Below are 13,809 nucleotides of genomic sequence, written 5' to 3'. Positions count from 1 at the left end.
CCCCCGGCGCCGGGGACGCCCCTTCAACGCGCTCATCCAGCCACCCCTAGCGCGAGTAGACCGAATACTTCGAGGCCGACCAGGCGGGTGCTCCCTGGACCGGGAACAGCTCCACCCGCACCGACTGCTTGCCGTCGGTCAGGCCAGGCGCCACGTCGAACTCGTCCTCGAGCCACCGGTGGTGCGGGTTGCCCAGCGGCTGCAGCCAGCGCCCGGCGGGCTGGCCGTCGATCCGCACGTCCACGGCCTGGTAGGCGTTCTGCTGGTCGCCGAGCCGCCGCAGCCGCACGCCCTCGCCGTTCGCGTCGACCGCCACGTCGAAGCTGATCGGGCCGGTCGCGGTCGTGGTTGCCCTGGTCATCGGCGACGGGTTGCGCCCGCCCTCGTAGGTTGCGTTCAGCGACGCGACAGCCTCGCCCTGCGCCCGGTAGCCGTGCCGGTCGCGGCTGGCCGGGTCTGCGAGGTCGACCTCGTCGGTGAGCCGCTGCTCGGCGGGGTGGCCGCCGTACCAGTAGGCCACCGAGCTGTAGTCGCCCGGCTCGTCGTTGAGCGGCCCGTGCTCGATGCCGGCCAGCAGCCCGTCGGCGAAGGGCACCGCGTCGGGCACCATCAGCCGGTAGGCGCCGGTGCAGTCGTAGCGGCAGCCGTCGGCGTTCAGCTCGTGCGACGGGTTGCCCGCCAGCGGCATCGAGAACGTCGTGCCGTCGCGGAAGTACCACCCGGCCTCGTAGTAGTCCTCGCTGCCGGTGCCGTGCCAGGCCGGGCTCGACGACCCGTTGACGTAGAAGCGCTCGTCGCCCTCCAGGTAGTTGCGCTGGTTGGCCGCTGCCTGGTTCTCCACCGAGAGCGGCCGCGCGGCGCTCCTCATCCCTGGCGGGATCAGCCCCCGCATGGTGTGCGTGACGCCGTAGAAGGTGCCCGCGCCCTTGGCGTCGACGAACGTCCAGTCCTGGCCCGGGGTCGTGGGGGCCCGCCGGTGCGTGGCGTGGAAGTAGCCGGTGTTGGTCCCGATCTCCATCGGCGCGCTGACCACCTCGGCGGTCGCGCCCCTGACCACGGCTCCTCCGGTGTTGACGATCTCGACGGTGGCGTTCCGGCTGAACGGCATCGGCCACCAGGCGGTGTACCAGCCGTCGAGGCCGGGGTCGACCGAGCTCATCATGGTCCGCACGTCGTGCTCGCCGAGACCGGTGCCGAAGAACTCGCCGATCGGGGCGTCCACAGTGGTCCTGCCGTCGAAGGTGATGCGCACCCGCGTCGTCTCCAGCATCGCGTCGGACGCCGCGACCTGGTCGGGCGGGAACCCGTAGCGGCCGACCAGCTTGGACCGCGCGAACACCGGGTTGTCGATGCGGTACCCGTGCGCGGCCTCCTCACCCGGGTGGGCCGGGCCGAGGTCGAGCACGTCGGTGCGCACCCACTCCCCGTTCACCTTGCTGTGGACGTCGTAGCGGAACTCGTTGACGTCCAGCGAGGAGGACAGGAACTGGTTGGCGATCTCGACCGAGGACTTGCCCGCGGTCAGCGCGGGCGGCACCTCGATGATCTGCACGCCCCAGGCGCCGGGCGCGGCCGCCCCGCTGCGCCACTCCCCCGCGGGCACGCCGTCGACGTTCATGCGCGCGACCTGGTAGGCGATCTGCGGGTCGTAGCGCCGGATCACCCGGATGCCCTGGTTGCCCGGGTGCACCGCCATCCGGAAGCGGCTGCCGCCGCCCTGGCCGTAGGCCATGCCGTCGTCGACGACCTGCGGGCTGGCCAGCACCTGCGGCAGGCGCACCCGGAGCTGGTTGATCTGCGCGGGCCCGCTGAGCTCGGCGACCCGCACCGACGCACCGGGCGCGAGTTCGAAGTCGCGGCGGGTGGGCCGCGCCCCCGGGGCCGACGGCTTCGGGTCGGCGACGCCGAAGCCGCGCAGCCTGCGCAGGACGTCAGATGCGCCGTCGGCGGGGTTGAACGTCTGCACACCGTTGCTGTCGGGGAAGGTGCGGGTGTTGACGTGGTAGAAGTACGGGTTGTTCTGCACGGTCACCCGCATCGACTCCCGGTAGGGCATCGGGACCTTGATGACCGCGCCGCCGGAGGCGTCGTCGGCGTTGCCGACCAGCGGCCACTGGAACGGTCCGCCGACCCGCCCGGTGACCACGTCGATCAGCGGCCGGTCGAGCACCACCCTGCCGTCGAGCTCGATGACGATGTTGCCGGTGCCGGTGACGTCGCCCCAGGGCTCCCGGGTGAACCAGATCGAGGAGATCTCGCCCGGCCCGGAGTGCTCGGCGATCACGCAACCGCGCTGCCAGGTGCGCAGGCAGGAGAAGGTGCCCTGGAATCCGTCGTTGTTGCTGCCGTCCCGGGCGAAGCTGGAGAACTGCCTGCTCTGCTCACCCCCGCGGAGCTGCGTCAGCCCGTTGACGTCGCGGTAGGTGTCCCAGCCGACAGCGCCCCGCGCGGCCGCGTTGCGCTGCGCGAACGCCGCTTCGGGGCTCAGGCCGGCGTCGGCCACGACGGTGGCCGCCGCCAGCGTCGCGACTCCCAGGTACACGCCGAACCTGCTCGGGCGACGGCGATACGCCGAATTCGCTTCCCTCGAGCCGTCTCTCATCCTGCTTGCCCTCCCCACACACGGCACCGTCCTCTGCGGACGGTGCCGTACCGGTTCCATCGGTCACGCGCGCGATTCGACTTCGCCTTCCCGGTTCGACTCGGGAACAAGACATCACTCGACTTTGTGCAAAAGGGTATGAGTGGGATCCGCCGCCGCAGTCCGAACACCTGTCGGTGCAACGGAAAACGGTGCGACGCATTCACCTGATAGAATGGTTGCCGGGCGGAGTAGCGCCGGACAACCCCCATCCAGGTGGCATTCGGCCATTCATTGCAAATCGGACTCACGGTCGGTCACGCGGTCGGCATCGTCAACCGACGCAAAGGAATTAGCTTCTCCACAATGGATGAAAACCGTAGTCCCAACGTGATCTGGGGGACGTGCTCAGGCGGACTCGCCGGTGCGTCCCGCGGGATTCTCCCCAGCGGGCCGCACCGGCGAGTGCCGGTTCCTGCTTCACGCGTCCGGGCGTTCTCGGCCCGGTTCAGCCAGGCGTGTCCGGGCGTCGACCGGGTGACCGTCCGGCAATCGGGTGACACTCAGCGGAGAAGAACTGGGATCCGCCACCTCGGCCGGACCGGTTCCCGATGCGGTCAGCCCTGGTTCAACCGCGTGTAGACCTGGGCCGCGTTCTCCCTGGTGACCAGTTCGGTCGGCAGCGTCTGCTCCTTCGGCACCGGCTGGCAGTCGATGAGCAGCTTGCGCGCCGCCTCGACGGCCTCCTCGCCGCCGGTCGGGTAGAGGTTGGTGGCCGACAGCCTGCCCTGCTCCACGGCCTTGATGCCGCCCGACTCGATGGGCAGGCCGTCGATGCCGACGAACTTCAGGTCCTTTCGCCCGGCGGCCTGGGCGGCCAGCCACGCGCCCTCGGCCATCGGGTCGTTCTGCGCGTACACCGCCTGGATGTCGGGGTGGGCCTTGAGCAGCGCGTCCATCTTCTGCTGCCCGACCGAGCGCTCCCACTCGCCGTCGGCGGTGTCGACGACCTCGATCTTCGACCCGGCTATGCCCTCCATGAAGCCCTTCTCGCGCTCGGCTGCGGGCGTGGAACCGGAGAGCCCCTTGAGCTGGACGATCTTGCCGCCCTGCGGCAGCAGCGTGTTCTTGAAGTACTCGCCGGCCTGCCTGCCGATCTGCACGTTGTCCGCGCCGATGTAGGTGGTGAAGGCCTCGCCCTCGACCTTGCGGTCGAGCACAACGACCGGGATGCCCTCGTTGTAGGCCTTCTTCACCACGTCGGTCAGCGGCGCCGCCTCGTTCGGCGAGATCATCAGCAGGTCGACCTTCTTGGTCATGAAGTTCTCGACGTCGCTGACCTGCTTGGAGTTGTCCTTGGCCGCGTCGGCGAACTGCACATCGAACTGCGGGACCTTCTCCGCGGCCTTGCGGATGTCCTCGTCCATCCGCACCCGGTAGGGTTCGGCGAGGTTGGCCTGGCTCATGCCGATCGTGTACTTGCTGTCCGGGCCCTTGCACGCCTTCGTCGGGTCCTGCTGCTGGACCTGGCCGGTGTTCTCACTCGTCGTACCGCAGCCGGCCGCGGCTATGGCCACCGCAGCGCACGTCATCGCGAACAAGGACCTCGTTGTCTTGCGCATCGTGCTTCCTCCCGGATGGTTCCCGCTGTGCGGCTACGACGTGGGGCGCAACCGTTGCAATGCCGCAGCCGCGACGATCACCAGACCCTTGATCAGCAACTGCATGTCGGTGTTGACGCTGTTGAGGCTCAGGATGTTGTTGAGGATGCCCAGCAGCAGCGCACCGGCGATCGTGCCGATCACCGACCCGCGGCCACCGGCGAGGCTGGTCCCGCCGACCACCACCGCCGCGATCCCGTCCAGCTCGTAGGCGATGCCGTCGTTGGGGCTGCCCGCGTTGAGCTGGCCCGCGTGCACGATGCCCGCCAGCGCCGCGCAGAACCCGGCGATGCCGAAGGCGATGATCTTGACCCGGTTCACCGGGACACCCGAGAGCCGCGCGGCCTTCTCGTTGCCGCCGATCGCGTACAGGTGGCGCGAGTAGGCGCTGGTGCGCAGGAACAGGATCGCCGCGACCGCGACCGCGGCGAAGATCAGCGCCGGGATCGGCACCACACCGCCGAAGGTGCGCTCGCCGAGCAGCGAGAACGCCATCGGTGCCTGGTCGGGTCCGTCGCCGTAGGAGATCTGCACCGTCTCGCCGCCAGACCACATGCGCGCGAGACCGCGGGCTATCTGCAGGCCGGCCAGCGTCACGATGAACGCCTGCACGCCGAGCAGGGAGACCGCGGTGCCCTGCAGGAGGCCGAACACGACACCCGCCAGCAGCACGATCGAGACCGTCGACAGCACCCCGAAGTCGCTGTTGATCATCAGCACGGCCGAGCCGACCGCGGCGAGCCCGAGCACCGAGCCCACCGACAGGTCGATGCCGCCGATCAGGATGACGAAGGTCAGCCCGATGCCGATGATCCCGATCTCCGAGACCGCGCGGATGATGTTGAACAGGTTGTCGCTGGACAGGAACAGGATCTCGCCGTCCTTGCGCGGCGAGAAGACCACCGCGGCCACGAACACCGCGAGCAGCCCGAAGAAGCTCTGGAATCGGAACAGCGTCTCGACGGTCCCCGCGCGCGAGGACCGCGGCGGCGCGGCGGGCGGCCCGCCGCCGGGTTGCGTGGCCGGAGTCGGGGCCCGCTCGTCGGTCCGGTCGGTCACCGCGCACCTCCCCCCGCGACGGGGCCGGTCCCCGCCGCGTCACCACCGCCGGCGGAAACCCTCTCGCCCATCGCGGCGGCCAACAATTCGGCTTCACCCGTCTCGGCGGTCCGGAACTCGGCCACACTGCGCCCGCCGCGCAGCACGACGACCCGGCTGCACACACCGACCAGCTCGGGCAGCTCGGACGAGGCCAGCAGCACCCCGATGCCCTGCGCGGCGATGTCGCTGAGCAGCTGGTAGATCTCGGCCTTCGCGCCGATGTCCACGCCGCGCGTCGGGTCGTCGAGCAGCAGCAGCCGCGGCTCGGTCAGCAGCATCCGGCCGAAGACGACCTTCTGCTGGTTGCCACCCGAAAGAGTGCCGACCGGGTCGAGGATCCTGCCGAGCTTGACCTTGAGCCTGCGGACGCTCTCCTGGGTCGTGCTCACCTCGGAGCGGCGGCGCACCAGCCCGCCGACGCCGAGCCGGTCCACCACCGAGAGCACGGTGTTGGCCATCACCGAGTGCCCGAGGACCAGCCCGGCCGCGCGGCGGTCCTCGGGGACGAAGGCGATGCCCTCGCGCAGCGCCTGGCGCGGCCCCCTCGGCCGCACCGTGCGTCCGCCCAGCGTCACCGTGCCTTCCCAGGTCCCCGGCGAACCCGCGCCGAACAGCGTCTCCAGCAGCTCGGTGCGCCCGGAGCCCAGCAGACCGCATAAACCGACGATCTCGCCGGCGCGCACGGTCAGGTCGATGCCGTCCGGCTCCCGCCTGCCCACGCGGGGCCTGCGCGGGCGGACCGCGAAGCCCGACAGCGTCAGCAGCTCGTCACCGATCTCGGTCTTCCCGGTGCGGAACATGGTCTGCACCTCGCGGCCGACCATCGCCTCGGCGGCCTGTTCGGCGGTGACCCGCCTGGCGTCGAACTCGGCGACCCACCGGCCGTTGCGCAGCACGGTCGCCCGGTCGGCGATCTGGCCGATCTCGTCCATGCGGTGCGAGATGTAGACGACGCCGGTGCCGCGGCGGCGCAGCTCGCCGATCACCGCGAACAGCCGCTCGACCTCGGTGTTGGACAGCGCCGACGTCGGCTCGTCCATGATCAGGACCTTGGCGTCGAGCAGCAGCGCCCTCGCGATGGTGACCAGCTGCTGCTCGCCGACCCGCAGCTCACCGACGGCGCGGGCGGGGTCGAGGTCGATGCCGGTGCGCTTGAGCAGTTCGCGGGTGCGGGCGGCCATCCGGCGCCGGTCGACACCGCCGAACCGGTTGCGCAGCTCCCGGCCGAGGTAGAGGTTCTCGGCCACCGAGAGCGCGGGCACCAGGTCGAGCTCCTGGTGGATCATCGCGATGCCGGCCTGCTGGGCATCGGCGGGCTTGCCGAAGCGCACCTGGCGGCCCTCGATCGCCACCGAACCCTCGTAGTCGGCGATGTCGCCGGAGAGCACCCGCATGAGCGTCGACTTGCCCGCCCCGTTCTCACCGAGCAGCGCGTGCACCTCCCCGGCGCGGACGGTGAGGTCCACGCCGTCGCAGGCCACCACGCCCCCGTAGCGCTTGGTGATCCCGGTCATCTCGACCAGCGCCGCTGCTGTGCTCATACGACCCCCAGTCGCGGTGGCATGCGCATGAGAAAACGATTGCCCGGACGCTAAGATGCAGGTGGGTCCTGTGTCAAGACTCACACGCTGGGCCTGGTGAACGGGCAGCCATTCGGCTGCACGGACATCACATACCGGTCACAACGGCAGGAACCGAACCGGTTCATGAGCAAGTTCGCCGACAGTGTCTCCGATCCCGGGTACTGGACCGTTACGGTTAGTACCTGTGACCGCCACCCGCGAGCGCCCGGACGCACCTGCCCCCGACAACGGCGCGCCTTCCTGGTCGGAACTCTCGGCTTTCGGCACCACCAGGGGCGTACCACTTTGGGGTGCATTGCTGCTGGCAGCAGTGCCCACCGCGGTGGGCACCCTGCTCGACATCCTGATCTGGTCGCAGCCGGGGCTGCTGTTCAAGGCATGCTTCTTCGTCGGCTCGATGCTGGCGGTCGCGTTCATCAAACGTGCCAACATGTTCGGCCCGATGGTGCAGCCGCCGCTGGTGCTGGCGATGGTCATGCCCGTGCTGGTGCTGCTCACCGGCAGCGGCACGCCCAAGGACGGCGGGCTGGCCGCCAAGGCGCTGGCCGTGGTCAACCCGCTGATCGGCAGCTTCCCGGTGATGGCCGCGACCACCGCGCTCGCGGTCGTGATCGGTCTGCTGCGGATGTACGTGCTACAGCGCTCGCCGCACGCCAACGCCGAAGCGGCCACCAAGCGGCGACCGCTGCCCAAGCTGCCGCCCGAGGACGGCGACACCCCGACCCGCAAGCAGGCCGCGGAAGGCCGCGCGAAGCGGTCCGCCGACCGCGACGCGCGCAGGGACGCCCGGCGCGACGCGAAGCTCGCGGCGGGCTCGGCGAAGATGGCCGAGCGCGAAGCCAAGCGCCCGCCGGAAGGCGGCGCGAAGCGCCCCCCGGAGCGAGACCCGCGCCGCGGCGCGGCGAAGCGCGGCGACGAGCGCGGGGCGGGACGCCCGGCGCGCGACGGCGACCCGCGGGCGCGCGGGCAGGCGCCCGGGCGCGGAGCGCGGGGCGCGGACCCGCGCGGACGCGCGGGCGACCCGCGGGCGGAGCGCGAGGGGCGCGCGGTGCCGCCTGGGCGGGGCGCGCAGCGGCCCGCGCCGGGGCGCGGGCGGCCGCCGGAGCCGAAGGCGGAGCCGCCGCGCCGGCCGCGCAGGCCGCGGCGCGACGACTCGTTCGAGTAGGCCGGGGCCGTCGGTCCCGCCGCGGGTGGCGGAGGGACTGACGGCGGCGTCCGGTCGCACAACACGCACGCAACAGGCCCGTGGCTCCGGTTGGAGCCACGGGCCTGTTCGTCATCGCGGGGTCACAGGACCCGTTCGGTGCCGACGCCTTCCGCCATGGCGTCGCCGTCGGCGTGCTTCGTCTCGGCGGTGCCTGCCGGAACGCCATGGCGTCGCCTGAGCGTGCGAGCGGGTCGACGCGGCGTCCACCGGCGGAAGCTTGACGGCAGAGGTTCCGCAGCCCTACCGGGCGCCGCGGCCCAGGCGGAGACGGGTCAGCGCACGCCCTTCGGGCCGTTCGGGTTGTCGCGCAGGTCCTTGCGCAGTTCCGGCGGCAGCGCGAAGGCGATCTTCTCGTTGGCCGTGGTGACCTCCTCGACATCGCCCCAGCCGCGCTCGGCCAGGAAGTCGAGGACCTGCATGACCAGCACGTCCGGCACCGAGGCACCGCTGGTGACGCCCACCGTGGTGACGCCGTCCAGCCAGGACTCGTCGATCTGCTCGGCGTAGTCGATCAGGTGCGAGTCGGTGGCGCCCGCCTGCAGGGCCACCTCGACCAGCCGCTTGGAGTTCGACGAGTTCTGCGAGCCGACCACCAGCACCAGGTCGCACTCGGAAGCCATCGCCTTGACCGCGACCTGGCGGTTGGAGGTGGCGTAGCAGATGTCGTCGCTCGGCGGCGCCTGCAGGTCGGGGAACCGGCCCTTGAGCTGGTCGACCCGCTCCATCGTCTCGTCCACGCTCAGCGTGGTCTGCGACAGCCACACCACCTTGGAGGGGTCGCGGACAGTGACCTTGTCGACGTCCTCCGGCTTGTCGACCAGCTGCACCCGGTCCGGGGCCTCACCGGAGGTTCCCTCGACCTCCTCGTGGCCCTCGTGGCCGATCAGCAGGATGTCGTAGTCCTCCCTGGCGAACCGGTTGACCTCCTTGTGGACCTTGGTCACCAGCGGGCAGGTCGCGTCGATGGTCCGCAGGCTGCGGCGCTCGGCCTCTTCGTGCACCGCGGGCGAGACGCCGTGCGCGGAGAACACCACGAGGGCGCCCTCGGGCACCTCGTCGGTCTCCTCGACGAAGATCACGCCACGTTCGCGGAGGGTCTCCACGACGTGCTTGTTGTGCACGATCTCCTTGCGCACGTACACCGGAGGGCCGTAGGTCTCCAGGGCCTTCTCGACGGTGATGACGGCGCGGTCGACGCCGGCGCAGTAACCGCGGGGCTTGGCAAGCAGCACCCGCTTGTTCGACGCCGCGCCGGGGCGGTCCTGGTCAGCGTGGTCGGCGGCCTGGGGCGAGGTCGTCATGCCATCCAGGGTACGGACCCTCCCGGATCGGGTCAGCCTCGCCGTCGGCGGGATCACCGGACGGTGTCCGCCGCGGTCCGCACCGTTCGCTCGTACGGACTAGTCGTGGCTTCCCGGGTGCGCATGCGGCAGGCTGTGGCCATGCGATCGTTCCCCCTGCCGGTGCGGGTCGCCGCCGGGCTCGCGGCCACCGCCGTCGAGCAGACCCGCCAGCTTCCGGCCACCCTGCTCGGGCTGCCGGTGACCGTCGTGAGCCAGGCGCTGCAGGTGTCGATGCGGGTCCAGCAGCAGATCACCGAGCTGGCCATCAAGGGTGACGAGGCTCTCGCGGGCCTGCGCACCTACGAGGAGCAGCCCGCCTGGGTGACCTTCGACGAGGACGAGGAGCCCGCCGCGCCGCAGCGTCCGTCGACGGCCGCGCCGGAGGAGGAGACGTCGCTGCTGGCCGACTACGACCGGATGAGCCTGCCGCAGCTGCGGGGGCGCCTGCGCTCCTACACCGAGGCGGAGCTGGCCGAGCTGCTGGAGCACGAGCAGGCCCACGAGAACCGCCCGGAGTTCGTGCGCATGCTCGCCAACCGGCTGGAGCGCGTGCGCAGCCAGTAGCCGGGCGAGCTGGGCACCAGGAGCGCAACCCGAGCGCTGGGCGGATGACGGGACTAGCAGCCCGGGGGTCGCGTGAGTCCGGCGGGCGGCCGGACCCGCCGGGCGTCAGCCGCGCGGGCTGTCGGCCAGGGCGAATACGCTCGGACGTCGCCGGCCCCGCAGCCGCCGGCGGGGCCCGAGCCCGGCGCCGCCAACGACCGCACGACCGAAGAGGAGCGGACCTGTCCTCCCCGACCAGCCCCGAAGAGCCGTGGCCCGTACGCACGGTGGCCCGCAAGATCGCCGACTGGATCAACCGGCTCGGCTCGATCTGGGTCGAGGGCCAGATCACCCAGATCTCCGCGCGCCCCGGTGCGGCCACGGCGTTCCTGACGCTGCGCGACCCGTCGGCCGACGTGTCGCTCACGCTGACGTGCTCGTCGGCGCTGCTGCGCAACATGGAGCCGCCGCTGACCGACGGCAGCCGGGTCGTGGTGCACGGCAAACCGACCTTCTTCGTCGGGCGCGGCACGCTGAGCCTGCGGGTCGACGAGATCCGCGCGGTCGGCATCGGTGAGCTGCTGGCCCGCATCGAGCGGCTGCGCCAGCTGCTGAAGGCCGAAGGGCTGTTCGACCCCGCGCGCAAGCGCCCGCTGCCGTTCCTGCCGAACAAGGTCGGCCTGATCACCGGGCGCGCCTCGGCCGCGGAGCACGACGTCCTGACCAACGCCCGGTTGCGCTGGCCGGCCGTCCGGTTCGAGATCCGCAACGTGGCGGTGCAGGGCTCCACGGCGGTGCCGCAGATCCTCGAGGCCCTCGGCGAGCTGGACCGGGTGCCGGAGGTCGACGTGATCGTGCTGGCCCGCGGCGGCGGCAGCGTCGAGGACCTCCTGCCGTTCTCCGACGAGGCGCTGTGCCGGGCGGTGTCGGCGTGCCGCACGCCGGTGGTCAGCGCGATCGGGCACGAGCCGGACTCGCCGCTGCTCGACCACGTCGCCGACGTCCGCTGCTCGACGCCCACCGGAGCGGGCAAACGGGTCGTACCGGACGTCGCCGAGGAGACCCAGCGCATCCACCAGCTTCGCGACCGGGCGCGTCGCGCGTTGCACGGATGGGTGGACCGCGAGCGCAGACTGCTCGACGCGCTGCGCAGCAGACCGGTCCTGGCCGATCCGATCGGGCCGCTCGACCGCAGGTCCGAGCAGGTAAGCGGGCTGCGCGACCGGGCGAGGCGGGCTATGACCTCGGTGCTGACCACCGAACAGCACCGGGTGGAGGGAGTTCGATCACGCTTGACGACCCTCGGACCTGCGGCCACTCTTGCTCGCGGGTACGCGATCGTGCAGCTCGTCGATCCGGACGGGGTGGACGGCGTGCTCAGGTCGGTCGACGAGGCAGGACCGGGAACCAGGCTCCGGGTCAGGGTCGTTGACGGGGCGGTGTACGCGGTCGTAGACGAATGACGGCGAGGACGGAGGAGCTGGTGCACCCGAAGCAGGAGCCCACGTTCCTCCCGTTGACCGTGGGCGTGGCCCGGTCGGCGGCCACCGAGCAGGCCGACCTCGGGCGGCGCGAGCCCGCCGGTGAGGTGTGGCGGCGGGCCGAGGAGGCCGACTCGGCGGCGGCGGGCTGCTGGGCGGCCCTGCTGGGCGGCTGCGACTCGGCCGAGCGCAAGTCGCTGCCCGCGCGGCTGAGCGCGCTGGCCGAGGCGACGACCGGCTACGTCGGTCAGCGGTGGTGGCTCGGGCACGGGTCGGCGCTGCGACGTAGGGTCGCGGAGGCGCAGTTGCGCATCAACGACGCGGTGCGCGAAGGCGACGGTGCCGAGTTCGCCGAGGCGTTCGTCGGCTACGACCAGGCGATCGCCACCGCGGTGGTGTCGGTGCAGAGCAGGCTGGAGAGTCCCACCCCGTGAGCGAGAACGACGCGAAGGACGAGCACTTCGACCCGGTGGCCGCGCACCCCGAGGTCGCCGAGATGGGCTACGAGGAGGCCAGGGACGCGCTGGCCGAGGTGGTCAAGCAGCTCGAGGCCGGTGGCCTCTCGCTGGAGGACTCGCTCGCGCTGTGGGAGCGCGGCGAGGCGCTGGCCGCGGTGTGCGAGCGCCACCTGGCGGGCGCGCGCGAGCGCGTGGAACGCGCCCTGGCGGCGGTCGAGGACGAGTAGCAGCGCGGCGCGGCCACGGCGGAAGCGCCGCGGGCCGGCGCACCTCGCGCCGGGCGGCGAAAGCGATGCGGGCTGAGAGCGGCGCGCCCGCGAGGCGGGGCATCAGTGACCGGGCACGCTGCCGTCGGCGGCTTTGAGTAGCACCCTGGAGATAGCCGACGCGGTCGGGCGCAGAGCCATCGCTTGCGCGCACGCGTCGTCGCGCCCGCAACACACGCACATCCGGTCACGCATGCTCTGCCAGATCCGTCCCGCCTCCAGCCGCCAGGCCCCGCGACCTGCTGCGACGCCGCGCGCGCTCGGGGACGCTCCTCACCGGGGGCGTAGTGGGCTGCCCCACGTGAGCCCGCTGGGGCCCCTCCGATCTGGGAAGATCTGTCGCAATGAGCCTGCGCGCGGCGCACGTCACACCGCGAACCGCGCCCGCGGGCCGTGGAACCTGAAGGAACCCGCTCACCACCGGGAGGCGCGATGAGCACGTCCACCACCGAAAGCCGCAACGAGGCCCCGGACCGCAACCTGGCGATGGAACTGGTACGGGTCACCGAGGCCGCTGCGATGGCCGCCGGTCGCTGGGTCGGCCGGGGCGACAAGAACTCCGGTGACGGCGCCGCCGTGGACGCCATGCGCAAGCTGATCGGCACCGTCTCGATGCGCGGCGTCGTCGTGATCGGCGAGGGCGAGAAGGACGAGGCCCCCATGCTGTTCAACGGCGAGGAGGTCGGCAACGGCGAGGGCCCGGACTGCGACGTCGCGGTCGACCCGATCGACGGCACCACCCTGCTGAGCAAGGGCATGCCCAACGCGCTGGCCGTGCTGGCGGTCTCCGAACGCGGCGCGATGTTCGACCCCTCCGCGGTGTTCTACATGGAGAAGCTGGCCGTCGGCCCCGAGGCCGCCGGCGTGATCGACCTCTCCGCCCCCACCGCCGAGAACATCCGCCGGGTCGCCAAGGCCAAGCACATCGACGTCTCCGACGTCACCGTCTGCATCCTGGACCGCCCCCGCCACGAGCAGCTGGTCAAGGAGGTCCGCGAGGCCGGCGCCCGCATCCAGTTCATCTCCGACGGCGACGTCGCGGGCGCCATCGCGGCCGCCCGCCCGGACAGCGGCGTCGACATGCTGATGGGCATCGGCGGCACACCCGAGGGCATCATCACCGCCTGCGCGCTCAAGTGCCTCGGCGGCGAGATCCAGACCCGCCTGTGGCCCAAGGACGACGACGAACGGCGCAAGGTCGCCGACGCCGGCCACGACGTCGAACGCGTGCTGAGCACCTCCGACCTGGTGCGCGGCGACAACGTGTTCTTCTGCGCCACCGGCATCACCGACGGCGCGCTGCTCAAGGGCGTGCACTACCGCGCCAACCGGTGCAGCACCCAGTCGATCGTCATGCGCTCCAAGTCCGGCACCGTCCGCATGATCGACGGCTCGCACCGCCTTTCCAAGCTCCGCGAGTACGCGAACGTGGACTTCGGCAAGGAGGGCGAGACCTCCCGGCACGGCCTGCTGCCCTGATTTCGCGGCCCGGCAGTTTTTCCCGCGTTTCACAGTTTCACCCGAAACCCGCCAATTCGGGTTTCGGGTGAAACCGCAGGAAATCGAGGGTTTTCCGGCCATCCGG

Annotated in this window: 11 protein-coding genes; 6 read left to right on the top strand and 5 right to left on the bottom strand. The window is 71.5% G+C overall.

Annotation, left to right across the window (positions count from 1 at the left end):
- Positions 1–46: 46 nt before the first annotated feature.
- The 4 genes from SACE_RS04615 to SACE_RS04600 form a co-directional block, all read right to left on the bottom strand.
- The gene (locus SACE_RS04615; protein WP_009950683.1) at positions 47–2,542 is read right to left on the bottom strand and encodes a glycoside hydrolase family 172 protein; all 2,496 of its coding nucleotides are present in this window, start codon (positions 2,540–2,542) and stop codon (positions 47–49) included.
- A 656-nt stretch (positions 2,543–3,198) separates the two neighbouring features.
- A complete protein-coding gene (locus tag SACE_RS04610) occupies positions 3,199–4,203 on the bottom strand; it encodes a substrate-binding domain-containing protein (protein WP_011873218.1) in 1,005 nt (334 codons plus the stop codon).
- A 33-nt stretch (positions 4,204–4,236) separates the two neighbouring features.
- Positions 4,237–5,301 carry an ABC transporter permease gene (locus SACE_RS04605; protein WP_009950686.1) on the bottom strand — a complete coding sequence of 355 codons (1,065 nt, stop codon included), beginning with the start codon at positions 5,299–5,301 and terminating at the stop codon, positions 4,237–4,239.
- Positions 5,298–6,884: a sugar ABC transporter ATP-binding protein gene (locus SACE_RS04600; RefSeq protein WP_009950687.1), complete on the bottom strand. Its 1,587-nt coding sequence runs from the start codon at positions 6,882–6,884 to the stop codon at positions 5,298–5,300. The genes SACE_RS04605 and SACE_RS04600 overlap by 4 nt, the downstream gene beginning before the upstream one ends.
- Positions 6,885–7,068: 184 nt before the next feature.
- Here SACE_RS04600 and SACE_RS35730 point away from each other — a divergent pair, with 184 nt between their 5' ends.
- Complete coding sequence (locus tag SACE_RS35730; protein ID WP_331386497.1) at positions 7,069–8,091, top strand: DUF6542 domain-containing protein; 1,023 nt, start codon at positions 7,069–7,071, stop codon at positions 8,089–8,091.
- A gap of 314 nt (positions 8,092–8,405) precedes the next feature.
- On the opposite strand, the gene SACE_RS04590 is transcribed toward SACE_RS35730, so the two are convergent.
- Positions 8,406–9,434, bottom strand: coding sequence for a 4-hydroxy-3-methylbut-2-enyl diphosphate reductase (locus SACE_RS04590; RefSeq protein ID WP_009951023.1), 1,029 nt, complete (start codon positions 9,432–9,434; stop codon positions 8,406–8,408).
- Between the two features lie 141 nt (positions 9,435–9,575).
- Here SACE_RS04590 and SACE_RS04585 point away from each other — a divergent pair, with 141 nt between their 5' ends.
- The 5 genes from SACE_RS04585 (at position 9,576) to glpX (ending at position 13,703) form a co-directional block, all read left to right on the top strand.
- Positions 9,576–10,040 carry a lipid droplet-associated protein gene (locus tag SACE_RS04585; protein ID WP_011873216.1) on the top strand — a complete coding sequence of 155 codons (465 nt, stop codon included), beginning with the start codon at positions 9,576–9,578 and terminating at the stop codon, positions 10,038–10,040.
- Between the two features lie 266 nt (positions 10,041–10,306).
- Positions 10,307–11,482: an exodeoxyribonuclease VII large subunit gene (gene xseA, locus SACE_RS04580; protein ID WP_009951027.1), complete on the top strand. Its 1,176-nt coding sequence runs from the start codon at positions 10,307–10,309 to the stop codon at positions 11,480–11,482.
- On the top strand, positions 11,479–11,934 hold the full coding sequence (locus SACE_RS04575) for a hypothetical protein (protein ID WP_009951028.1): 456 nt from the start codon (positions 11,479–11,481) through the stop codon (positions 11,932–11,934). The genes xseA and SACE_RS04575 overlap by 4 nt, the downstream gene beginning before the upstream one ends.
- Before the next feature lie 35 nt (positions 11,935–11,969).
- Positions 11,970–12,185, top strand: coding sequence for an exodeoxyribonuclease VII small subunit (locus SACE_RS04570; protein ID WP_372491252.1), 216 nt, complete (start codon positions 11,970–11,972; stop codon positions 12,183–12,185).
- Between the two features lie 471 nt (positions 12,186–12,656).
- The gene (gene glpX, locus SACE_RS04565) at positions 12,657–13,703 is read left to right on the top strand and encodes a class II fructose-bisphosphatase (RefSeq protein ID WP_011873214.1); all 1,047 of its coding nucleotides are present in this window, start codon (positions 12,657–12,659) and stop codon (positions 13,701–13,703) included.
- Positions 13,704–13,809 lie beyond the last annotated feature (106 nt).

It is taken from the genome of Saccharopolyspora erythraea NRRL 2338 (assembly GCF_000062885.1).
GTDB lineage: Bacteria > Actinomycetota > Actinomycetes > Mycobacteriales > Pseudonocardiaceae > Saccharopolyspora_D > Saccharopolyspora_D erythraea.
This window is presented reverse-complemented; position numbering and strand designations above follow the sequence as displayed.

Coding starts and splice junctions, on each gene's coding strand:
- SACE_RS04610 (WP_011873218.1), bottom strand. CDS start 4,203: ATGCGCAAGACAACGAGGTCCTTGTTCGCGATGACGTGCGCTGCGGTG.
- SACE_RS04600 (WP_009950687.1), bottom strand. CDS start 6,884: ATGAGCACAGCAGCGGCGCTGGTCGAGATGACCGGGATCACCAAGCGC.
- SACE_RS04590 (WP_009951023.1), bottom strand. CDS start 9,434: ATGACGACCTCGCCCCAGGCCGCCGACCACGCTGACCAGGACCGCCCC.
- SACE_RS04585 (WP_011873216.1), top strand. CDS start 9,576: ATGCGATCGTTCCCCCTGCCGGTGCGGGTCGCCGCCGGGCTCGCGGCC.
- SACE_RS04575 (WP_009951028.1), top strand. CDS start 11,479: ATGACGGCGAGGACGGAGGAGCTGGTGCACCCGAAGCAGGAGCCCACG.
- glpX (WP_011873214.1), top strand. CDS start 12,657: ATGAGCACGTCCACCACCGAAAGCCGCAACGAGGCCCCGGACCGCAAC.